Source organism: Hymenobacter mucosus (genome assembly GCF_900188255.1).
Classification (GTDB): Bacteria; Bacteroidota; Bacteroidia; order Cytophagales; family Hymenobacteraceae; genus Hymenobacter; species Hymenobacter mucosus.
The window spans coordinates 532,709-553,789 of the sequence record NZ_FZNS01000004.1; the positions used below are offsets into that span (position 1 = coordinate 532,709).

Consider the following 21,081-nt stretch of genomic DNA (forward strand, 5'->3'; position numbering starts at 1 on the left):
TCCAATGGCCCTGAATAAATATAGCCGCATTTACACCCAGGACGACAGCCTGCCGGCGTCCCAAGCCATGCTCATTGGCTCGGGCCTTTCAGATGCTGATCTGCACAAACCCTTCGTGGGCATTTGCTCCACCGGTTTTGAAGGCAACACCTGCAACATGCACCTCAACGGCCTGGCCGACCAAGTGAAGGTAGGCGTGCAGGAGCAGGGCCTGGTGGGGCTGCGGTTTAACACCATTGGCGTTTCGGATGGTATTACCAACGGCACGGCCGGCATGCGCTACTCCCTGGTTTCCCGGGAAATCATTGCCGACTCCATTGAGGCCATGGCTGGAGCACACAACTACGATGCCTTAGCCTGCGTGATGGGCTGCGACAAAAACATGCCGGGCGCCCTTATTGCCATGGCGCGCCTGAACCGGCCAGCCCTGATGGTGTACGGGGGCACTATCAAAGGCGGCACCTTCAAGGGGCAGCAGCTCAACATTGTATCGTGCTTTGAGGCCTACGGCAAGAAGCTGCAGGGGCAGATATCGGACGAGGATTACCGAGGCATCATCCACAACGCCTGCCCGGGTCCGGGAGCGTGTGGGGGCATGTATACGGCGAATACTATGGCGGCGGCCATTGAAACGCTGGGCATGAGCGTCCCGTTTTCCTCGTCCTCCCCGGCCGTCAGCGCCGAGAAGCAGCAGGAGTGCCTCACGGCTGGTGCCTACCTGCGCCGCCTGCTCGAACTCGACCTCAAGCCCCGCGATATTCTGGTGCGCGAGGCCTTCGAAAACGCCCTCGTGATGACCACCGTGCTTGGAGGCTCTACCAACGCAGTGCTTCACCTCATTGCTATTGCTCATGCGGCCGGCGTGCCGCTGTCCATGGAGGACTTTCAAGCCGTTAGCAACCGTACTCCGGTGTTGGCCGACCTCAAGCCCAGCGGCAAGTACCTAATGGAGGATCTATCGGCCCTGGGTGGGGTGCCGGCCGTGATGAAAACCCTGCTAAACCAAGGGCTTCTGCATGGCCACCTACTGACTGTGACGGGCCAAACCCTGGCCGAGAACCTCGCTGATGTGCAGCCCCTGGGCGCTGAGCAGGATTTGCTACGCCCCCTGGATAATCCCATCAAAGCTGATGGCCACATCCAAATCCTGTATGGCAACTTGGCTTCCAAGGGCGCGGTAGCCAAAATCACTGGCAAGGAAGGTCTTCGCTTTGCGGGGCCGGCCATCGTGTTCAACTCCGAAGAGGAACTAAACGAAGGCATCACCCAGAATAAAATCCAGCCCGGCCACGTGGTCGTGATTCGCTACGTAGGGCCCAAGGGCGGACCCGGCATGCCGGAAATGCTCAAGCCTACCTCAGCCATTATTGGGGCGGGCCTGGGCGACAAAGTAGCCTTGATTACGGACGGGCGCTTTTCTGGCGGCACCCATGGCTTCGTTATTGGGCACGTGTGCCCGGAGGCCTACGACGGTGGTACCATTGCGCTGGTAGAAGATGGCGACTGGATTGTGCTGGACGCCAGCACCAATACCATGGATGTGCAGGTAGATGACGCCTTGCTGGAGCTACGCCGCCAGCAGTGGCAGCGGCCCCGGCCCAACGTGCTACAAGGCGTGCTGCTGAAGTATATCCGCACGGTTAGCGACGCAAGCCGCGGCTGTATCACCGATTATCAGGAAGACTATGTACACGAACCAGCAACCCCAGCCCGTGCCAACCTCGCCTGAAATAGCCGTAGCCGCTACGGAATCGGCCACCCGTACTTTGTCGGGCGCTGAGGCCACCCTGCTGGCCCTGCTGGCGGAAGGCGTAGACACCGTATTTGGCTACCCCGGCGGCGCCATCATTCCAATTTATGATGCCCTCTACGACTTCAAGGAGCAGCTAAACCACGTGCTGGTGCGCCACGAGCAGGGCGGTATTCACGCGGCGCAGGGTTACGCTCGGTCGTCGGGGAAGGTGGGCGTTGTATTTGCTACCAGTGGCCCCGGTGCTACCAACCTTGTCACCGGCTTGGCCGATGCGCAGATTGACAGCACCCCGCTGGTGTGCATCACCGGGCAAGTATTCGCGCACTTGCTGGGTACCGATGCCTTCCAGGAAACCGATATTCTGAACATTACCACGCCCGTTACGAAGTGGAACCACCAGGTAACGGACGCCAGTGAAATTCCGGCGGCGCTGGCCAAGGCCTTCTACATTGCCCGCAGTGGCCGCCCCGGCCCGGTGCTCATCGACATTACCAAGAACGCGCAGATTCAGAAAGCCGACTTTGAGCCCTACCAGCCTTGCAACCACATCCGCAGCTACCGGCCGCAGCCACTGGTGCGCCCGGAGTATATAGCGCAAGCGGCTGAGCTCATCAACAAAGCCAAACGGCCGCTAGTGCTCTGGGGGCAGGGTGTGCTACTAGGCAAAGCGGAGCAGGAATTTGCGCAGTTCATTGAGAAAAGCGGTATCCCGGCCGCTTGGACCATTCTGGGGGCTGGCGCGCTACCCACGGGGCACCCGCTGAACGTGGGCATGCTGGGCATGCACGGCAACTACGGCCCCAATGTGCTGACCAACGAGTGCGACGTGCTCATTGCCATTGGCATGCGCTTCGACGACCGGGTGACGGGCCGCCTCGACAAATACGCCAAGCAGGCGCAGATTATTCACCTCGACATCGACCCCACGGAAATCGACAAGAACGTGAAGGCAACGGTGCCCGTGTGGGGCGACTGTATGGAAACCCTTCCCCTACTTACCCAGCTAGTGGAGGCCCGCACCTACCCCGAGTGGCGGCAGCGCTTCCTAGACCACGACGCCGAGGAAATAGCCGCCGTTATTCAGGAGGAGCTGTTTCCGACGTCTGACGAGCTGACCATGGGCGAGGTAATTCAGCACCTGAATGAGCTAACCCAGGGCAATGCCATCATTGTAACCGATGTGGGCCAGCACCAAATGGTAGCCTGCCGCTACGCCAAGCTCAACCACACGCGCAGCAACATCACCAGCGGGGGCTTGGGCACTATGGGCTTTGCGTTACCAGCCGCTATTGGGGCCAAGTACGGCCGGCCCGACCGCACTGTGGTAGCCGTCATTGGCGACGGCGGCATTCAGATGACAATTCAGGAGCTGGGCACCATCATGCAAACGGGCGTGAACGTGAAAATCCTCCTGCTCAACAACCAGTTTCTGGGCATGGTGCGCCAGTGGCAGGAGATGTTCCACGACCGGCGCTATTCCTTCGTGGACATTGCCAGCCCCGACTATGTGACCGTAGCCAAGGGCTACAGCATTGCCGGCCGCCGCGTGGACACCCGTGCTGAGCTACATGCCGCTCTCCAGCAAATGCTGGAACACCCCGGCTCTTTCCTGCTGGAAGTAATGGTAACCCGCGAGAACAACATCTTCCCCATGGTGCCACAAGGCTGCGGGGTTGGAGAAATCAGGTTGAAGTAGAACGCTTTGAAAGCCTAGCAGAACGTCATACTGCGCTTGCCGAAGCATCTCTATTGCTTTGTTGCACAGGCCCAGGCCAGTAGTAGTAAGAGGTAGAGATGCTTCGACTGTGCTCAGCATGACGGACTATTTAGTCGCCCATAATATGACCCAGCAACCCATCGACCGGCAGGAGTACAACATCACGGCCTACACCGAGAATCAGGTGGGGCTGCTGAACCGTATTGCCATCATCTTCTCCCGGCGCAAAATCAACATCGAGAGCCTGAACACCTCTCCTTCGGAAATTGAGGGTATTCACCGCTTCAACATTGTGGTGGTGGAAACGGAGGAGGTAGTGCGCAAGATTGCCCGCCAGATTGAGAAGCAGGTGGAAGTCTTAAAGGTGTACTTCAACCCCAATGAGGACGTCATCTGGCAGGAAATGGCGCTCTATAAAGTACCTACCGATATCATTGCTGAGCGGGCCCTGGTAGAGCGGCTGCTACGGGAGCACGGGGCCCGGGCCGTAGTAATTCGCAAGGATTACACGGTGTTTGAAACCACTGGCCACCGCGAGGAAACCGACAAGCTGCTGACGGTGCTGCAACCCTACGGCCTCATTGAGTTTGTGCGCTCAGCCCGCATTGCCATCATCAAAGGCAGCGAGGGTTTCCACCACAAGCTCCGCGAGTTTGAACGCATAGAGCCCGGCCAGGAAGTAAGCGAAAACGACTACCTCAACAGCCGAGATAAGGTGTTTACGATGTAGGACACTCAGTGCCTACAGAACGGTCCTGCTGAGCCTGCCGAAGCAGTTTCACCACTTCAACCGCCTGCCCTACCGAGCTTGATAGGACATCTGGCCTGCACCATTGGATTGCAACACCCCATCAGCACGCGAGATGTCTCGACAAGCTCGGCATGATGCACGAAAGCGGCAAAAACAACCACTTAATAGCCCAGGGTTTAAACCCTGAGCCAGTGAACAACAACGACACATTTTCATCTTCCAACCCAATACCCAACATCATGGCAACCATCAACTTTGGCGGCGTAGAAGAGCACGTAGTTACCCGCGACGAATTTCCCTTGGAGAAAGCCCGCGCGATTCTGAAAGATGAAACCATTGCCGTAATTGGCTATGGTGTGCAGGGCCCCGGCCAAGCACTAAATCTACGCGACAACGGCTTTAACGTCATCATTGGGCAGCGCCGTGACTCGGCCTCCTGGCAGAAGGCCGAAGCCGATGGGTGGGTAGAAGGCGAAACCCTTTTCGACATTGAAGAAGCCGCTGAGCGGGGCACTATCATCGCTAACCTGCTTTCCGATGCTGGTCAGATTGCGGTGTGGCCCACCCTGAAGGCTAAGCTGACAGCAGGTAAGACCTTATACTTCTCCCACGGCTTCGGTATCACCTTCAACGACCAAACGAATATCATTCCGCCGGCAGATGTGGACGTAGTTCTGGTAGCTCCCAAGGGTAGCGGCACCAGCCTGCGCCGTCTGTTTGTGGCTGGTGGCGGCCTCAACTCGTCGTTTGCGGTGTACCAGGATGCTACTGGTCAGGCGTACGAGAAGGCGGTAGCCCTGGGCATTGGCGTAGGCTCGGGCTACCTGTTCGAAACCGACTTCAAAAAAGAAGTGTACTCTGACCTCACCGGCGAGCGGGGCGTGCTCATGGGTGCCTTGGCTGGCATCATCGAAGCCCAGTACCAAGTGCTTCGCCAGCGGGGCCACTCCCCTTCAGAGGCGTTCAACGAAACCGTGGAAGAGCTTACCCAAAGCCTCGTGCCGCTGGTAGGCGAAAACGGCATGGATTGGATGTTCAGCAACTGCTCCGTAACGGCCCAGCGCGGCGCCCTCGACTGGAAAGGCAAGTTCCGCGAGGCAACTCTGCCCGTGCTAAATGAACTGTACGACAGCGTAGCGTCGGGTGCCGAGGCGGCGCGCACCATCCAGCGGGGCTCTACTCCCGGCTACCGCCAAGAGCTGGAAGCTGAGCTGAAAGAAGTGCGCGACTCGGAGCTGTGGCAGACGGGCGCTACAGTGCGCGAGCTTCGCTCGAAGGCAACCGAGAAGGTAGAAGAACTTAGCTAATCAACGACGAATATCTGTGAAGGCTGGCCGCAACGCCAGCCTTCCGGCTTTTCAACCTCCACCCCTTACTATGCAGTGGAACGCCAACTCATACACCCAGAAGCACGCCTTTGTCTTTCATTATGGTGCAGGTTTGGTTGATGTACTAGCACCCCAGCCTGGGGAAGTGGTTCTGGATCTGGGGTGCGGGTCGGGCGAGCTGACGCAGGAAATAGCCAGCCGCGGGGCAGCCGTAGTGGGCTTGGATGCCTCAGCCACTATGCTTACGAAAGCCCAACAGCAGTTTCCTGGTCTCGATTTTCAGTTGGCCGACGCTACCTCGTTTGAGCTACCAAGCCGCTTCGACGCCGTATTTTCCAACGCCGTGCTGCACTGGGTGCCCCAGGCCGCGGCAGTTATTCGGCAAGTGCACCACCACCTGAAACCAGGCGGCCGGTTTGTGGCCGAGTTTGGTGGTCAGGGCAACGTAGGCCGCATCGTACAAACTTTGCTGGCGCAGTTACACGGCCACGGCTACCCCCAGGCTCAAGCTGATTGGTGGTATTTTCCCACGGTAGGTGAGTACACTGCCTTGCTCGAACAGCAGGGCTTCCGGGTGCGGCTGGCCCAGCACTACGACCGGGACACGCCCCTAGCCGACCCCAAAAGGGGCTTGCTCGACTGGATTGAGCAATTCGGCGACAACTTTTTTCGGGGTGTACAGCCCGCTGATACGGCGGCAATCCTAGCCGCAACCGAGGCCGAATTACGGCCCACGTTATTCCGAGAGGGGCAGTGGGTTGCGGACTACAAACGCCTGCGCATTGTGGCCGAGACGCGGCGCTAACTCAGCCAGCCCTTCCGGCCTTACTTCAGTTTACCCTATGGAACAAGATACCCTCACCTCCGCCCCGGCGGTACGCTTAGAAAACGTGGAACGCGCCGCGCGCACCCTGGATGGCGTCATCTACAAAACGCTGCTGCAGCACAATCTGGGCTTGTCGGATGCGTATGGCGCGCAGGTGTATTTAAAGCGCGAAGACTTGCAGGTGGTTCGTTCCTATAAAATTCGCGGGGCCTACAACAAGATTGCCGGCCTCAGCCCAGAGCAGGTGTCGCGCGACGTAGTATGCGCTAGTGCCGGGAACCACGCCCAGGGCGTTGCCTACGCTTGCCAGCTGCTGGGTATTCGCGGCCACATCTTCATGCCTGCCAACACGCCGGCGCAGAAAGTGAGCAAGGTGCGCCTGTTTGGTAAAGAGCAAGTGGAAGTAGTCCTCATTGGGGCTACGTTCGATGACACCTACCACGCGGCCAAGGCTTTCTGCGACGAGCGAGGCAGCAGCTTCGTGCATCCCTTCGATGATATGGCCATTGTGGAAGGTCAGGCCACTGTGGGCTTGGAGGTTCTGCGCGACGCGCCCAACGCTATTGACTTCGTATTTATGCCCATTGGCGGCGGGGGACTGGCTTCCGGCGTAAGCAGCGTATTTCGGCAGCTCAGTCCGGCTACCAAGCTCATTGGCGTGCAGCCCCTAGGGGCCCCCTCTATGCAACAGGCCCTGCAAAAAGGCCAGCGTCAAGCCCTAGAGCACATTGAGAGCTTTGTAGATGGGGCGGCCGTGAAGTGCCCCGGGGAGCTGACGTTTGAACTGTGCCGGGAGCTACTGGACGAGGTAGCCCTAGTGCCGGAAGGCCAGGTGTGCGAAGACCTGCTGAAGATGTACAACGAGGAGGGCATTGTGCTGGAGCCAGCCGGCACGCTCAGCGTCTCGGCCCTGCACCAGTACGCCGACCAAATTCGGGGTAAGACGGTGGTATGCGTGCTTAGTGGCTCCAACAACGACATTACGCGCATGGAGGATATCAAGGAGCGGGCCATGCGCCACCAGGGCCGCAAGCATTACTTCTTGGTCACCTTCAACCAAAAGCCCGGGGCCCTGCGCCGCTTCGTCAACAACGTGCTGCAAGAGGGCGACGACATCATCCAGTTTCAGTACATCAAAAAGAATAATAAGGAGAAAGGTCCGGTCTTCATCGGCATTGAAGTGCAACGCCCCCACGACGTAGAAGGCATTCAGCAACGCATGGCCGCCGAGGGTTTCGGCTACGAATATTTGAACGGCAAGCAAGATTTCCTGAGTCTGCTGGTGTAGAGCACTGGGGTTAATGCATAGCACTGTCTTCTTATTTGGAGGGCAGAGGTACTCGGGTGCGTAGGTGGTACGGAGAACAGCTTTCCGTATGTCCTATCGAGCGAGTACAGCCTTGGCTCTAGTGCGTTACTGAATCTTGGCCCTTCTCATTCAAGTAGGGAAGCGTGGTTTTCTGTCGTTTGCTACTCCAGCCTGCCCGGTATCCGTAGCCCGCGGTTCTTTTGCTTGTTGGCCGTCGTATCCACACAAATGTTTACCCTTTGTATATCAACTAATTACAAACCAGTAATCAAGTTTTAGAAATAGTAGGCGTGCCGACAGACTGTTTTCACGGCCACGTCTAGGCCATGTACTTGCGGGTAGCATTTTAGCTGATAGAACCCTTACGACATGGCAACTCAGAAAATCCACATCTTCGACACGACCCTGCGCGACGGGGAACAGGTGCCGGGCTGCAAGCTGAACCGGGACGAGAAACTGCTGATTGCCCGACAGCTAGAGCTACTCGGCGTCGACGTGATTGAGGCAGGTTTTCCGGTGTCAAGCCCCGGCGACTTTGCGGCGGTGGCGGCCATTGCGGCGCAAACGCGCCATGCTACCGTCTGCGGCCTTTCGCGGGCGGTAGAAAACGATATTATTACGGCGGCCGAAGCTCTCAAATCGGCCCGGTACCCGCGCATTCATACAGGCATCGGCACCTCGGAGTCGCACATCAAGTTTAAGCTGTGCACCACGCCGGAGAAAATAGTGGAGCGGGCCGTGGCGGCCGTGAAGCTGGCCAAGTCCTTCGTGGAAGACGTGGAGTTTTACGCCGAAGACGCGGGCCGTACCGATAATGAGTTTCTGGCCCGGGTTTGCGAAGCGGCTATTAAAGCCGGCGCTACCGTGCTCAATATTCCTGACACCACTGGCTACTGCCTCCCCAGTGAGTACGGCGCCAAGATTAAGTACCTGGCCGACAATGTGCGCGGCATTGAGCACGTGCGCCTTTCTACCCACTGCCACAACGATTTGGGCATGGCGACGGCCAACTCCATTGCGGGCGTACTCAACGGAGCTCAGCAAGTAGAGTGCACCATCAACGGGGTGGGCGAGCGGGCTGGCAACACGGCCTTGGAAGAAGCCGTGATGGTACTCCGCCAGCACCCCTACCTCAACTTCGAGACGGGCATCAATACCAAATTGCTCGCCGAAACGTCGGCCATGGTGTCGCACCTCATGTCGATGCCGGTGCAGCCCAACAAGGCGATTGTGGGCGCCAACGCGTTTTCGCACTCTAGCGGCATCCACCAAGATGGGGTCATCAAGCACCGCGAAACCTACGAGATTATTGACCCACGCGAAGTGGGCATGCCTGATTCTGCCATTGTGCTCACGGCCCGCTCTGGCCGCGCCGCGTTGGCGTACCGTCTCCAGAAGATTGGCTACGACTTTGACCGCAACGCCCTCAATAAAGCCTACGCCTCATTCCTGGTCTTGGCCGACCGCCAAAAGGAAGTCGTGGATGAGGATTTGCATGTGATGGTGGAACAGGAAAACCTCATTATCGTCGAATAACCCTCCCCTTGCCTACTCCCTAGCCCATTGCATACAACATGGGCTAGGGAGTAGGCATTTTACCGCCCCCAGGCTCAGGTGCCGGGCGCCTAGGCCCAGCAACATTTACCCCCCATAATAAGCAGAAGCCTACCCTAGCCTCTGCCCCACCCCTCTCTCATGGCTAAGACCTTATTTGATAAAATCTGGGACGCGCACGTGGTGCGTGAAGTAGCCGGCGGCCTCACGGTGTTTTACATCGACCGCCATCTGATTCATGAAGTGACGAGCCCCCAAGCCTTTGACGAACTGACGGCCCGCGGCCTGACCCTGCACCGCCCCGAGCAGATTGTAGCCACGGCCGACCACAACGTGCCAACGCGCTACCAAGATCAGCCCATTCAGGACCCCTTGTCTCGCTCGCAAGTAGATAAGTTGACGGAAAACTGCGCTAAGTTTGGGGTAGAGCTGTACGGCTTGGGCCACCAGTACCAGGGCATTGTGCACGTAATTGGGCCGGAGCTGGGCATTACCCAACCGGGCCTGACCATGGTATGCGGCGACAGCCATACTTCCACCCACGGCGCCTTCGGTACTATTGCTTTCGGCATTGGCACCAGCCAAGTGACCCAAGTAATGGCCTCCCAATGCCTGCTGCTGGATAAACCCAAGCGCATGCGCATTACGTTGGATGGCGACTTGCGACCCGGCGTAACGGCCAAAGACCTGATTCTATACGTGATTTCTCAGCTGGGCACCGGCGGGGCCACTGGCTACTTTGTAGAGTACGCGGGCAGCGCCATTCGGGCCCTGAGCATGGAAGGCCGCATGACCATCTGCAACATGAGCATTGAGATGGGCGCCCGCGGGGGCCTCATCGCCCCCGATGCTACCACCTTCGACTACGTGAAGGGCCGCCGTTTTGCCCCCCAGGGCGAAAACTGGAACCGGGCCGTGGCTTACTGGCAGACGCTGTACTCAGACGAAGATGCCATATTCGATGCCGAGCAGCATTTCGATGCCTCGGCCATTCAGCCCATGATTACGTATGGCACCAACCCGGGTATGGGCATTCCGCTGGCCACCAGCATTCCGGTGCTGACGGGTGGCAGCGAGGCTACGAGCTTCGATAAGTCGTTGCGGTACATGGGTTTCCAGCCCGGCGAGTCGCTGCTGGGCAAGGAAATCAATTACGTGTTCATTGGCAGTTGCACCAACTCGCGCATTGAGGACTTGCGTACGGTAGCGGCCTACGTGAAGGGTAAGCAGAAAGCCGCACACGTGGAGGCCATCATTGTGCCCGGCTCTAAGCAGGTAGAGCAGCAAGCCATTGCCGAGGGCATCGATAAGGTATTAGCCGAAGCAGGCTTTGAACTGCGCGAGCCGGGCTGCAGCGCCTGCCTAGCCATGAACGACGACAAAATTCCGGCTGGTGCCTACTGCGTTTCAACCTCCAACCGCAACTTCGAAGGCCGCCAGGGTCCCGGCGCCCGCACCCTGCTGGCTAGCCCACTCGTAGCGGCCATTACCGCCGTAGAAGGCCGCCTAGTAGACATCACCCAGTATTTGAACTAGAACTAAGCCCCCTTCTCATCTGAGGAGGGGGGCTAGAAGTAGTCTCTCACATCTCCCACCCCATGGAAAAATTCCAAACACTGCGCTCCGGTGTAGTGCCCCTACCGATAGAAAATGTTGACACCGACCAGATTATTCCGGCACGCTTCCTGAAAGCGACTACCCGCGAAGGATTTGGTGCCAACCTGTTTGCCGATTGGCGCTACGCCGCCGATGGGCGGCCTAACGCCGATTTCGTGCTGAACGACAGCCGCTACCAAGGCCACCAGATTTTGCTGGCGGGCAAAAATTTTGGGTGCGGTTCTAGCCGGGAGCACGCCGCCTGGGCCCTTTACGATGCTGGATTTCGGGTAGTCATCAGCAGCTACTTTGCCGACATCTTCCGGGGCAATGCCCTGAACACGGGCTTGCTGCCGCTGCAGGTTTCTGATGAGGTGCTACAGGGCTTGTTTGCGGTAGTAACTGCCGATCCGCGGGCTACCCTGGCGGTGGATTTACAGGCCCAAACGCTAACCGTACCGGGCTGGGCCGAGGCTATTCACTTCGAGCTGGACCCTTACAAAAAAGAGTGCCTGATCAACGGGTACGACGATATTGATTTTCTCATCAGCCAACAGGCGGCCATTACGGCCTACGAACAGCAACGGTCATGGGTATTCTAAGCAAACGAATTGTGGTGTTGTCGGGCGATGGGATTGGTCCGGAAGTGTGCGGCGAAGCTGTGCGCGTGTTGAAAGCCGTGGGCGACCGGTTCGGCCATGAGTTCACCTTCGACTACCAGCTGATGGGCGCCTGCGCCATTGACGCCACCGGCTCTCCCCTGCCCGAGGAAACCCTTGCCGCCTGCCGCCAAGCCGATGCTGTGCTGCTCGGCGCCATCGGCGACCCGAAGTACGACAACGACCCCACGGCCAAAGTGCGCCCCGAGCAGGGTCTGCTGGGTCTGCGCAAGTCCCTGGGCCTCTATGCCAATATCCGCCCCATTACGGCCTACGACCAACTGCTGGAACACTCACCCCTCAAAGCTGAACGCATTCAGGGAGCTGATATTCTCATTTTCCGGGAGCTGACGGGGGGAATGTACTTTGGAGAGAAAGGGCGCTCCGAGGACCGCGCCTGGGCCTATGACCACTGCACCTACCACCGCGACGAAATTGTGCGCATTGCGCACCGCGCCTTTAAAGCGGCCGAAACGCGCCGTCACAAGCTCACGCTGGTAGACAAGGCTAACGTACTGGAAACGTCGCGCCTGTGGCGCGAAACCGTGCAAAGCATTGCCCCCGAGTATCCCAGCGTAGCCCTGGATTACCTGTTCGTGGATAATGCGGCCATGCAGATCATTCTGAACCCGCGTCAGTTCGATGTTATCCTGACGGAAAATATGTTCGGTGATATTATTTCCGACGAGGCTTCGGTTATTGCGGGCTCCCTAGGGCTGCTGCCCTCCGCTTCGGTTGGCGATGGGGCAGCGCTGTTCGAGCCCATCCACGGCTCTTACCCCCAGGCTAAGGGTAAAGGCATTGCCAACCCCATTGCAACCATTCTTTCGGCCGCCATGCTGCTCGACCACTTCGACTTACAAGAAGAGGCCGACTGCGTGCGCGACGCCGTACAGCACGCTCTCGACCAGGAGGTAGTAACGCCCGAACTAAACTCCTCCACCCTGTATAGCACCGAGCAAGTAGGCAACTTCATTGCCTATAGCGTGCTGGACATTGCTGATTGTGAGGTGCACCGCAACAACATCAAGCTGGGCATGAGCACCATTATTTAAGAGAAAGTACCGGAGAGGGGTACGTTAGCCCAGGTAGTCGGCCTAATGCCGGCGGCCTGGGCTTTCTTCTTGCGGGCATTACACCGCCCTGGTCTTACCGCTTCACCCGGCCGCGCCTACGCTTCACCCGGCTTTGACTAGAAACAGAGGGACCTATTTCAGATGTTTGACGCAGTTACTCGCTCGTCCTACCGTATCCCTACTGTGTCATGACTGCCTTCCGCTACTTTTCCCTACGCGTCCTATTCGTTTGCTTTTTGCTTCTGACTGGGGCTGCGTCGGCGTCTGCCCAACACAAGCTGGCGCCACCTACGTCTACCACCCTGCTCACTTCCGACTCGGTGCGGCTGTTTGTGCGGGTAGCGGGGCAAGGCACGCCGTGCGTGTTTGTGCACGGAGGGCCTGGGGCAGGCAGCTACTCTTTTGAGAAGCTGGGCGGCAACCGGCTGGAAGCACAGCTGCGCATGATATACATTGACCAGCGCGGCAGTGGACGCTCAGCTAGCTCGCCACGAAAAGATTACTCCGTGGCCCGCATGGTGCAGGACCTAGAGGAGCTGCGCCAGCACCTTGGCTTAGAAAGGTGGGTAGTGATGTCGCACTCCTTTGGCGGCACCATTGCCACGGCCTACGCTACCCAGCACCCCGCGCGGGTGCAGGCGCTGGTACTGGTGAACAGTGTGCTCAACCCGCCCGCAAGCCTGGAAAGCATGCTGCACTATGGCACCTCCCTGCTACCTACTACGGAGCAGCCCAACGCTAGTATCCCCATGATGCAGCGCTTTGGTATGGTAATGGGAGCCTTGCAGCGGCGACAAGTGGCCTACCAGCTTCAGTATTCCACCGACTCGTTGGCGGCCCGCGCCAGCCGCGTAGTCCGCGCCGTGCCCGCCAACCAGGACTTTGCTACCCAAGTATTCAGCGGGCAGCTACCCGATTACGGCCAGGACTACGGTCCTGCTACCGCTCAGCTGTCCATGCCTGCGCTGGTTATCCTCGGACAGGACGACCGCACGACGGGCACCACGCCCCAGTCGTTCCGGTTTCCTCGGCAGCAGGTGGTAGTGCTACCCGGCAAGCACTACTCCTTTCTGGAGCAACCCGCTCGGTTTCAGCAAGTGGTCAGTAGCTTCGTGCAAACGCTTTCCCGCTAGCCGTCCTGCCTCATGCCCGCATCTACCCCACCCGAGCCCCCGCGCCCCATCCGCCTGAACGACCGGCTGTTTCTGCTGGTTGGCATTCCGGTTATGGCCTTGCTGGCACTGTTGCCCCGGGGGCTGCTGAGCATAACATCGGCGTGGCAGGTGGTAGTAGCGTGGCTGATTTCGCTAGTATTTACTACCGTGTTCTGGGTTCTGGGCCGCACGCTATGGCTGCAGCTATTCCGGCGCTTCCCCAGCATGAGCCAAACCCACAAGCGCCTATGGCTGCTGGGGCTCGGTAGCCTTGTGATTACTATGGGTGCCACGGCCGTACTCCTTATAACGACCAACAAGCTGATGGGCGGTAGTGGAGAGCTACCCTTTCCAGATTTGCTGCGCGAATTTGGCCTCAACCTCATCCCAACCGTCATTGTTCAGCTGGTGTACGAAAGCTCCAACTATTTCCGGCAGTGGGCAGAAAACGTACGCCGGGCCGAGCAACTCCAAAGTGCCGGGGTGCAAAGTCAGCTCGAGGCTTTGCAGAGCCAGCTTGATCCGCACTTCCTGTTCAATAACCTGAACACCCTTTCGGCCCTCATTGAGCCGGAGAATGAGCCAGCGCAGCAGTTTGTAGAGCAGCTCTCCGATGTGTACCGCTACGTGCTTCTCACCCGCGACAAGACCACCGTTTCGCTGGCCGAGGAACTGGCCTTCGTAGATACGTTTCTGGCCTTGCACAAGGCGCGGTTTCGCGACAATCTGCGGGTGGTACGGGCCGTGCCAACGGCGGCACTACCCTTGCGAGTAGCGCCTCTGAGCGTACAGCTGCTCGTAGAAAATGCCCTCAAGCACAACGTAGCTTCCCAACAGCATCCGCTCGAACTACGCCTTACCGCCGACCTGGCAGGTGGCTATGTTGCCGTGGAAAATACGTTGCGCCCGCGCACGGCAGGCTTGGCCCCTGGCACTGGCACCGGCCTTCGCAACGTGCGCCACCGCTACCATTTACTGCAAGCACCCCAGCCAGTAGAAGTCAGCGAAGGCAACGGCTGGTTTCGGGTGCAGTTGCCGTTGCTGCCGCCGTCTTAGAATACGTATCCCTTTATTCTTTGCCCTATGAAACCTCTTCTCGTACTCCTGGTATCGTTTGGCGTGCTAGTGGGCGGCACGCATCTTTTCCAAGGACAAGCCGATTTTGTACTGGCGGGCAATGGTGCCATGGCGGCCATGTTAGCTTTCACCGCAATAGGGCATTTCGCTTTCACCCAGGGCATGATGCGGATGTTGCCGGAGTTCCTGCCAGCTAAAAGGGCGTGGGTATACGTGACTGGAGTGCTAGAAATTGCGGCGGCTATTGGCCTATTGGTGCCCGCACTCCGCGTAGGAACTGCGGGCTGCCTGCTTGTCTTCTTCCTCCTAATTCTGCCAGCCAATATCCTGGCTGCCCGCCGAAACCTTAACTATCAGACTGGCGCTACTGATGGCCCCGGCCCTGCTTACCTCTGGTTTCGGGTTCCGCTCCAGTTGTTCTTCATGGCCTGGGCGTGGTACTTTGGCTGGTACCTGCCCGTAGTATAGTTTTTCCCGAGTTCGGAAAAACGGTGTTTTTCCTTTACACATTGCTTTTATGTCCATACAGTCTGTCCACGTTCCACTGGTTATTCTTGGTAGTGCCCGCTCCGACGGCGACACACAGCAATGGGTTGCGAAGGTGCTTGCCGACGTTCCGCATACCGTAGTAGATTTACTGAAGTGGCCCATAGCGCCCTACAGTTACCCCCACGACTATCCCACCGAAGACACTTTCCTGCGCCTCACCGACCTCATGCTTCAGCATCCGGTTGTGGTATTTGCTACGCCAGTTTATTGGTACAGCATGAGCGGGAGAATGAAGAACTTTTTTGACCGGCTCACCGACCTGGTGGAAGAGCCACACAAGCAACTAGGCCGACAGTTGGCCGGCAAGCATGCCTTCCTGCTGGCGGCGGGCTCCGATGAGGAGTGGCCCGAGGGATTTGAGGAGCCATTTCGGCGCACGGCCGAGTACTTCGATATGCACTTTGAAGGCAGCTTGTACCACTCCTCAAAACTGCCGTTTCCCACGGAGGCCGCTCACCAATTAGCTCAGCACATCAACCGCTGCTGTCAGCAGACACGGTAGCGCGCCCCTACTCCACCATCTCGCTTTTCACCCGTTCTCCATCTGATGACCGTTCTGCTGCTCGAAGATGAATACCCGGCCGCCGAGCGGCTCCAACGCCTGCTCCTGCAAGCCGCACCCGAGGCCCGCGTGCTAGCGGTGCTCGACAGCGTAAGCAGTGCCGTGCACTGGCTGAGCACTAACCCGGCCCCCGACCTGATCCTCTCCGACATTCAGCTAGCCGATGGGTTGAGCCTGGAAATCTTCGATCAGCTCATCGTGCGCAGTCCTGTCATCTTCACTACCGCCTACGACGCTTACGCCATTCGGGCCTTTAAAGCTAATAGCGTGGACTACCTGCTGAAACCCGTGAAACTGGCCGAGCTACAAGCGGCCCTCGCCAAGCTGCGCGAGTGGCGCGCCGTACCGGAGGCGGCCAGCACGCCACCGGCGGCCGAATCGGCTGAGCGCCTGGAGCGCCTGCTGGATGCTCTACCCCGCCCCGACCGCCAATACAAGACTCGTTTTCTGGTGCGTAGCGGCGAGCAGCTACTACCCGTAGCGGCTAACCAGGTGGCCTGGTTTCAGAGCCGCCACGAAACCACTACCCTCGCCACCACCGACAACCGTCGTTTCGTGGTAGACTACACCCTAGAGCAGCTTGAAAACCTGCTGGACCCCGCACAGTTCTTCCGGCTCAACCGCCAGTTCATTGCCCAGCTACCCGCCGTGCAGCGCCTGCACCCGCACTTCAACGGCAAGCTGCTGCTGGACCTGCACCCCGCCCCCAGTGAGGAAGTGCTGGTAAGCCGCGAGAAGGCCGCAGCGGTGAAAAGCTGGCTGGAAGGGTAATATCATACGGCTATGAAATCTTCCCGGGCTTGGTTTTCTGTTGCTGTTTCGTGCTTGCTAGGGGGTTGTCAATCAAATGCTACTTCTCCGGCTACCTCAATACCAGTTACTAAAGCAGGAAGCCTTAAGGTATTAGAAGGCACTTGGGTTGGGCACACAGAAAGTGGCTTTACGCTTCTTAAGATTGATTCTGACTCGACTGGCACATATACCGGCTACATAGATCGGGAAAAGAAGACTGGGAAAGACGCCCGAATACCTAGGCACTGGCTTTATGAATCACCTATTCGGGTGAAATATGTAGCTCTCAACCAAGAGCCTAATGTGTTCATCGAGACACAACGCTTTCGTTTTGACTATGCTTTGAGGGGTGATACCCTACAAGAAATTGACAAAATGGGCTTACAGGGCACCCTGGTGCGCGTAAAACCTGAACAGCAGTAGCTTTACCGATCCAGCCAGGCCTTGAACGCCGACACTTTCTCGCGGCTCACCAGCACGGTATCGTTGTCGGGGGCGGTGGGTTTGAGGATGGTTTGGAGGCGGGAGTTGGTGTAGTGGATGATGTCGTGGATGGCTTCGGCGTGAGCCAGGTAGGCGCGGTTGAGGCGGAAGAACTCGGTGGGGTCGAGCATGCCTTCCAATTGCTCCAGGGTGTAATCAACCACAAACTTGCGGCCCTCATGGGTGTGCAGCAGGGTCACTTTTTCGAGGCTGGCGAAGTAGGCAATCTGCTCCACCGGAATGGCCTTCAGGTGCTCCCCCACCCGCACCACAAAGCGCGACTTGTACTCTTTAGTCGGCTGGGCCTGGCGTAGCACCTGGGCCAGCAGGTTGGCATCGAAGGCGGGGGTAGCAGCTCGGCGCTGGCGCTCCAGCTTAGCCAGGGCCGCCGCGAGTTCTTCGGGGTCGATGGGCTTGAGCAAGTAGTCGACGCTGTTGACCTTAAAAGCGCGCAGGGCGTACTTGTCGTAGGCCGTAGTGAAGATGACAGGACTGGTAATTTCTAGGCGCTCGAACAGCTCGAAGCTTAACCCATCTGCCAGGTGAATGTCCAGAAACAGCACATCGGGCGCGGGGCGAAGGCCTCGCAGCAAGGCCTCCGCTTCCGCCACCGACTCTGCCGTGCCAACCACGTCCACCGGCTGGGGCTGCTTGCGCAGGAGCTCCGTCAGGCGACGGACGGCCAGGGGCTCGTCTTCAATAAGCAGGGCGCGCAGTGGAGCAGTAGAGGTGAAGGCCATAGACGAAAATGTAGTATGTTTCTCTTGCATTGAAAACCCAGGGATGTAGCCAGCTTACTAGTGCAGCTCCAGCACGGGTAGCACCACCCAAAAATCCGTTTCGGTCTGTTCTACGCGCACGGGTTGGCTGGTAAGAAAGGCGTAGCGGGCTTGTAGATTCTTAAGGCCCAGCCCCGTGGATTCTCCTTCGGGTAAGCGTCGAGGGCGGCGGTTGTTGCGCACTGTAAGTGTGCGGGCATCCTGGTTCAGCTCAACGCGGATACGAAGTGGGTCGCGCTGGGAGGTGGCATTGTGCTTGAGCGCATTTTCTAGGAGCAGCTGCACGGCCAGCGGTGGTACCAGCAGGGTTTCCAGTGCGGCAGCCGGAAGGCTCATTTCTACCTGCACGCCCTCACCAAGGCGGGTTTGTTGCAGGTAGAGGTAGGCCTCGGCAAACCGTATTTCCTCCCCAAGCGGCACCACTTCCTGCTCCTGGCTATCGAGCACGTAGCGGTACACCTGACTAAGCTGCCGAATAAAGCGTGACGCGCGCGCCGGGTCATTTTCCTCCACCAGCGAGGTCAGGGCATTCAGAGCGTTGAAGAGGAAGTGCGGGTCTAGCTGGCGGCGCAGGGAGTCGGCCTGGGCCTGGGCATTTTCCTTTTGCAGGCGCTCGGCCTGGGTAGTGGCATCGCGCCAGCTCAGTAAAAATGAGCGGCTGTGCAGAAACAACGACACTACTACGGTAATCAGCAGGGGCATGACGAAGGGCCGCCAGGTAATGGAGCTTAGGGGCCGATGGTGGTACCATACATTAAAGCCCGTCGTGACGATGAGAATTACAATCAGCGACAGTACCAACGACATGGAAAGCGTAATCAGAAAGCGCTTGATAGGCTGAATGGTCCAGTCGACGCGGCGGTTCAGCCATTCGCTCGGAAAGCCGTTGGCCAGCCACAAGCCAGTAGTGTAGAAGAAGTTGTACCCGAAGGTGACTAGAAAATCCTCGCTCATCACGGAGCAGCCCCGGCAGAACACCAAGCTCATCACCACCGACAAAGCCAGCATCAGGCCCAGCATGAATACCCACTTGCGGTGGGGGTAGTGCCGCCCTAGGGTGGTAAGGGACTTTTTCCGGGCGCTCAGCTCATCGTCTGAGGTGAGAGCCGGGCGCTGCGAGGAAAGGGCTGATTCAAGCATAAAAGGAGCCGCCAACGGGCAGGTAAATCAAACGAAAAGATATCAACTCAACTACTACTTCGCAAAAGACGCCGGGCAGCCAAGAAGGCACGCTTACGGCAGGTGCACGACTTACATGATGCGCTGCGGCAGCCGGCGGCACTCAGCCGAAAACCAGGCGGGTAGTTTCGGCTGGGCCCGCCGGCTGCCGCGGTACTTCCCGGCCGCCCCGGCTAGTTAGCCGAAGCCGTTTCGTAGCTTTTCAGACGGCCGTTTACTTGCCGCTCGCCCCAGTTGGGTGCCAGCACCGAAGCTGGCTTGAAGGCAGTAAAGCGGGTTTTAGCTTCCTGAAAAAGTGGCTTGGCTACGTCGGCCCCACCGCCGAACATGGAAGGCGTGTAGTACACGTTGTTGGCTTGCACCAAGTAAATGCGGGGGTTGGCGACGTTGATTTTCTTGGCCTGAGCCAGCGTTTCGGTCACCATTTTCGAGTATTTCATGGAGCGCAGCATGGGCGAAATGCTTAGGCGAGCCTGGTAGATGTAGGCCTGTACCACCAGCAGTTCCGATTCTTCCCCGCCCAGCTTGCGGGCCTGGGCCAAAGCAGCTTCGGCCTGGTCGAGGTACTTGTCCTTCACATCATCCTCTTCCTTGCTTACAAAGGCTGTAATAACGCGGGCATAGGCCTGGTAGTAGCGGGGCAACCAGTCTTGGGGAGCTACCGTAGCCGCGCGCTCCAACTTGGCATCGGCCTGCTTTAACTTAGCTGGGTCGCCGGTGCTCATTAGGTCCTGAATGGTAGCGGCCATCATGCTGGTGTAGGCTTCGGCTTGGGTAGTGGCCGCGGGGGTAGCAACGCGCTGCTGCGCTACTGCGGCGAAGGAGGAGAAGGAGGCGGCTACCAGGGCGAGGGTGAACAGGGCTTTTTTCATGACGAGGAAAGGTTTGTGGTGGTTGATGATTCAAAGGTGGCCCCCTCCTGCCCCGAAAGAAATTTGCCGTTACCGAACCGTCGGATTTACCGGATGAAGCGTAACCGGCAGCTACCAGACGAAAATTACTACCCCTTATTCCCTTTCCTCGCCGCCTTTACCCAACCGAAAACAGCACGCGCCACCCCTGCGTAACGGTGGCGCGTGCGGAGTTTCTCCACCCTCTGCCTAGCCTCAACCGGGCCGAGGCAAGCGGGTACTAACGAGTTGGTTCCGTTACGCCGATGATGACGCCGAAGTCTCCGTCTGTCTGGGTCCATTGCTTCTCAGGCAGGTACGTGCGCGACACAAACCCATCGAGGTAAAGAGCCGTCTGGCAGCCCTGCCGCTGGAAATACATGGCGAAATCGTAGAAGCTGACTTTCTCCTTCGACATGGCAAACAGCGCATCGCCATTGGGCAGTAGCCCTACCCCACTGCGGATATGCAGGTTGGCGGAGTGCGGCTTAAAGGCCGGGTGCACTCGCCCATTCAGTACCAGCAGCGGCCCCGACTGCGTGGCATAGTGCACCTGTGGCACCTTGGAAAATGCTGTGGTGGAAACAATGCCGGGCTGCCCGTCGGCCGTCAGATAGAACACGCCGTTTGGCTTCAGGTAAAAGTTACCCACCCCCTGGGCCGCATCCAAAGGGGTGCGCACTACCCCTTGCTCTAGCAGCAACCCCAGCGGAATATTCCCGGCCTTGTACATGCCGCCATTAGTTGCAAACAGGAGCCGCTGCCCATGGGCCGCCAGCCACTCTCGGAGCCGCCGAATGCTACGAAACTTTTCACCCCGCTCATCTTGCCAATACAGGCGTACTGTCAGTTGGCGTGGGTTTACTTGGTAACTAATGTAGTGGTCGGCGGCAGGAGCAGAAGATGAACTGCTTTTTCCGCACTGCGCCATACCTAAAACCCCGAGCCCGGTCACCCATAGAAGCAGGCGGCCGGTCTTGGGGTGCTGACTATCCCAGAATGTTTTCCAACGCATGAATAAAGTAAATACAGCGGCAACTTACGCCC

At 58.3% G+C, this 21,081-nt stretch carries 20 protein-coding genes; 16 read left to right on the forward strand and 4 right to left on the reverse strand.

Going from position 1 to position 21,081, the window contains the following annotated elements:
* Positions 1 to 4: 4 nt before the first annotated feature.
* The 16 genes from ilvD (at position 5) to CHB83_RS12310 (ending at position 17,126) form a co-directional block, all read left to right on the forward strand.
* The gene (gene ilvD, locus CHB83_RS12235; protein ID WP_089332820.1) at positions 5 to 1,729 is read left to right on the forward strand and encodes a dihydroxy-acid dehydratase; all 1,725 of its coding nucleotides are present in this window, start codon (positions 5 to 7) and stop codon (positions 1,727 to 1,729) included.
* Positions 1,686 to 3,449 carry a biosynthetic-type acetolactate synthase large subunit gene (gene ilvB, locus CHB83_RS12240; protein WP_089332821.1) on the forward strand — a complete coding sequence of 588 codons (1,764 nt, stop codon included), beginning with the start codon at positions 1,686 to 1,688 and terminating at the stop codon, positions 3,447 to 3,449. Before ilvD ends, ilvB begins: the two co-directional genes overlap by 44 nt.
* Positions 3,450 to 3,567: 118 nt before the next feature.
* A complete protein-coding gene (gene ilvN, locus CHB83_RS12245) occupies positions 3,568 to 4,200 on the forward strand; it encodes an acetolactate synthase small subunit (RefSeq protein ID WP_245855337.1) in 633 nt (210 codons plus the stop codon).
* 260 nt (positions 4,201 to 4,460) lie between these two features.
* Positions 4,461 to 5,528 carry a ketol-acid reductoisomerase gene (gene ilvC, locus CHB83_RS12250; protein ID WP_089332910.1) on the forward strand — a complete coding sequence of 356 codons (1,068 nt, stop codon included), beginning with the start codon at positions 4,461 to 4,463 and terminating at the stop codon, positions 5,526 to 5,528.
* Positions 5,529 to 5,598: 70 nt separating this feature from the next.
* Positions 5,599 to 6,354 carry a class I SAM-dependent methyltransferase gene (locus CHB83_RS12255; RefSeq protein ID WP_089332822.1) on the forward strand — a complete coding sequence of 252 codons (756 nt, stop codon included), beginning with the start codon at positions 5,599 to 5,601 and terminating at the stop codon, positions 6,352 to 6,354.
* A 37-nt stretch (positions 6,355 to 6,391) separates the two neighbouring features.
* Positions 6,392 to 7,663, forward strand: coding sequence for a threonine ammonia-lyase IlvA (gene ilvA, locus CHB83_RS12260; RefSeq protein WP_089332823.1), 1,272 nt, complete (start codon positions 6,392 to 6,394; stop codon positions 7,661 to 7,663).
* Between the two features lie 390 nt (positions 7,664 to 8,053).
* Positions 8,054 to 9,220: a 2-isopropylmalate synthase gene (locus tag CHB83_RS12265; protein WP_089332824.1), complete on the forward strand. Its 1,167-nt coding sequence runs from the start codon at positions 8,054 to 8,056 to the stop codon at positions 9,218 to 9,220.
* Between the two features lie 159 nt (positions 9,221 to 9,379).
* The gene (gene leuC / locus CHB83_RS12270) at positions 9,380 to 10,774 is read left to right on the forward strand and encodes a 3-isopropylmalate dehydratase large subunit (RefSeq protein WP_089332825.1); all 1,395 of its coding nucleotides are present in this window, start codon (positions 9,380 to 9,382) and stop codon (positions 10,772 to 10,774) included.
* Between the two features lie 62 nt (positions 10,775 to 10,836).
* Positions 10,837 to 11,436, forward strand: coding sequence for a 3-isopropylmalate dehydratase small subunit (leuD, locus tag CHB83_RS12275; RefSeq protein WP_089332826.1), 600 nt, complete (start codon positions 10,837 to 10,839; stop codon positions 11,434 to 11,436).
* Positions 11,424 to 12,548, forward strand: a complete 1,125-nt coding sequence (gene leuB, locus CHB83_RS12280) for a 3-isopropylmalate dehydrogenase (RefSeq protein WP_089332827.1) — start codon at positions 11,424 to 11,426, stop codon at positions 12,546 to 12,548. Before leuD ends, leuB begins: the two co-directional genes overlap by 13 nt.
* 209 nt (positions 12,549 to 12,757) lie before the next feature.
* Positions 12,758 to 13,702: an alpha/beta fold hydrolase gene (locus CHB83_RS12285; RefSeq protein WP_089332828.1), complete on the forward strand. Its 945-nt coding sequence runs from the start codon at positions 12,758 to 12,760 to the stop codon at positions 13,700 to 13,702.
* A gap of 12 nt (positions 13,703 to 13,714) precedes the next feature.
* Positions 13,715 to 14,779 (forward strand): sensor histidine kinase, encoded by a 1,065-nt coding sequence (locus CHB83_RS12290; protein ID WP_045689857.1) that lies wholly within the window; start codon positions 13,715 to 13,717, stop codon positions 14,777 to 14,779.
* A gap of 27 nt (positions 14,780 to 14,806) precedes the next feature.
* Positions 14,807 to 15,268: a DoxX family protein gene (locus tag CHB83_RS12295; RefSeq protein ID WP_089332829.1), complete on the forward strand. Its 462-nt coding sequence runs from the start codon at positions 14,807 to 14,809 to the stop codon at positions 15,266 to 15,268.
* Between the two features lie 49 nt (positions 15,269 to 15,317).
* A complete protein-coding gene (locus CHB83_RS12300) occupies positions 15,318 to 15,851 on the forward strand; it encodes a flavodoxin family protein (protein WP_089332830.1) in 534 nt (177 codons plus the stop codon).
* 45 nt (positions 15,852 to 15,896) lie between these two features.
* Positions 15,897 to 16,682: a LytR/AlgR family response regulator transcription factor gene (locus CHB83_RS12305; RefSeq protein ID WP_089332831.1), complete on the forward strand. Its 786-nt coding sequence runs from the start codon at positions 15,897 to 15,899 to the stop codon at positions 16,680 to 16,682.
* Between the two features lie 12 nt (positions 16,683 to 16,694).
* Complete coding sequence (locus CHB83_RS12310) at positions 16,695 to 17,126, forward strand: hypothetical protein (RefSeq protein WP_143437126.1); 432 nt, start codon at positions 16,695 to 16,697, stop codon at positions 17,124 to 17,126.
* 2 nt (positions 17,127 to 17,128) lie between these two features.
* Here CHB83_RS12310 and CHB83_RS12315 read toward each other — a convergent pair whose 3' ends face one another.
* The 4 genes from CHB83_RS12315 to CHB83_RS12330 all read right to left on the reverse strand — a co-directional run bounded on the left by CHB83_RS12315 (position 17,129) and on the right by CHB83_RS12330 (position 21,049).
* Complete coding sequence (locus tag CHB83_RS12315) at positions 17,129 to 17,926, reverse strand: LytR/AlgR family response regulator transcription factor (protein WP_245855338.1); 798 nt, start codon at positions 17,924 to 17,926, stop codon at positions 17,129 to 17,131.
* Between the two features lie 57 nt (positions 17,927 to 17,983).
* Entirely contained in the window at positions 17,984 to 19,105 is a 1,122-nt protein-coding gene (locus tag CHB83_RS12320) for a sensor histidine kinase (protein ID WP_089332832.1), read from the reverse strand.
* A gap of 212 nt (positions 19,106 to 19,317) precedes the next feature.
* Positions 19,318 to 20,016 (reverse strand): hypothetical protein, encoded by a 699-nt coding sequence (locus tag CHB83_RS12325; protein ID WP_089332833.1) that lies wholly within the window; start codon positions 20,014 to 20,016, stop codon positions 19,318 to 19,320.
* A 259-nt stretch (positions 20,017 to 20,275) separates the two neighbouring features.
* Positions 20,276 to 21,049 carry a phosphodiester glycosidase family protein gene (locus CHB83_RS12330; RefSeq protein WP_245855339.1) on the reverse strand — a complete coding sequence of 258 codons (774 nt, stop codon included), beginning with the start codon at positions 21,047 to 21,049 and terminating at the stop codon, positions 20,276 to 20,278.
* Positions 21,050 to 21,081: the final 32 nt, after the last annotated feature.

Coding starts and splice junctions, on each gene's coding strand:
- ilvD (WP_089332820.1), top strand. CDS start 5: ATGGCCCTGAATAAATATAGCCGCATTTACACCCAGGACGACAGCCTG.
- ilvB (WP_089332821.1), top strand. CDS start 1,686: ATGTACACGAACCAGCAACCCCAGCCCGTGCCAACCTCGCCTGAAATA.
- ilvN (WP_245855337.1), top strand. CDS start 3,568: ATGACGGACTATTTAGTCGCCCATAATATGACCCAGCAACCCATCGAC.
- ilvC (WP_089332910.1), top strand. CDS start 4,461: ATGGCAACCATCAACTTTGGCGGCGTAGAAGAGCACGTAGTTACCCGC.
- CHB83_RS12255 (WP_089332822.1), top strand. CDS start 5,599: ATGCAGTGGAACGCCAACTCATACACCCAGAAGCACGCCTTTGTCTTT.
- ilvA (WP_089332823.1), top strand. CDS start 6,392: ATGGAACAAGATACCCTCACCTCCGCCCCGGCGGTACGCTTAGAAAAC.
- CHB83_RS12265 (WP_089332824.1), top strand. CDS start 8,054: ATGGCAACTCAGAAAATCCACATCTTCGACACGACCCTGCGCGACGGG.
- leuC (WP_089332825.1), top strand. CDS start 9,380: ATGGCTAAGACCTTATTTGATAAAATCTGGGACGCGCACGTGGTGCGT.
- leuD (WP_089332826.1), top strand. CDS start 10,837: ATGGAAAAATTCCAAACACTGCGCTCCGGTGTAGTGCCCCTACCGATA.
- leuB (WP_089332827.1), top strand. CDS start 11,424: ATGGGTATTCTAAGCAAACGAATTGTGGTGTTGTCGGGCGATGGGATT.
- CHB83_RS12285 (WP_089332828.1), top strand. CDS start 12,758: ATGACTGCCTTCCGCTACTTTTCCCTACGCGTCCTATTCGTTTGCTTT.
- CHB83_RS12290 (WP_045689857.1), top strand. CDS start 13,715: ATGCCCGCATCTACCCCACCCGAGCCCCCGCGCCCCATCCGCCTGAAC.
- CHB83_RS12295 (WP_089332829.1), top strand. CDS start 14,807: ATGAAACCTCTTCTCGTACTCCTGGTATCGTTTGGCGTGCTAGTGGGC.
- CHB83_RS12300 (WP_089332830.1), top strand. CDS start 15,318: ATGTCCATACAGTCTGTCCACGTTCCACTGGTTATTCTTGGTAGTGCC.
- CHB83_RS12305 (WP_089332831.1), top strand. CDS start 15,897: ATGACCGTTCTGCTGCTCGAAGATGAATACCCGGCCGCCGAGCGGCTC.
- CHB83_RS12310 (WP_143437126.1), top strand. CDS start 16,695: ATGAAATCTTCCCGGGCTTGGTTTTCTGTTGCTGTTTCGTGCTTGCTA.
- CHB83_RS12315 (WP_245855338.1), bottom strand. CDS start 17,926: ATGGCCTTCACCTCTACTGCTCCACTGCGCGCCCTGCTTATTGAAGAC.
- CHB83_RS12320 (WP_089332832.1), bottom strand. CDS start 19,105: ATGCTTGAATCAGCCCTTTCCTCGCAGCGCCCGGCTCTCACCTCAGAC.
- CHB83_RS12325 (WP_089332833.1), bottom strand. CDS start 20,016: ATGAAAAAAGCCCTGTTCACCCTCGCCCTGGTAGCCGCCTCCTTCTCC.
- CHB83_RS12330 (WP_245855339.1), bottom strand. CDS start 21,049: ATGCGTTGGAAAACATTCTGGGATAGTCAGCACCCCAAGACCGGCCGC.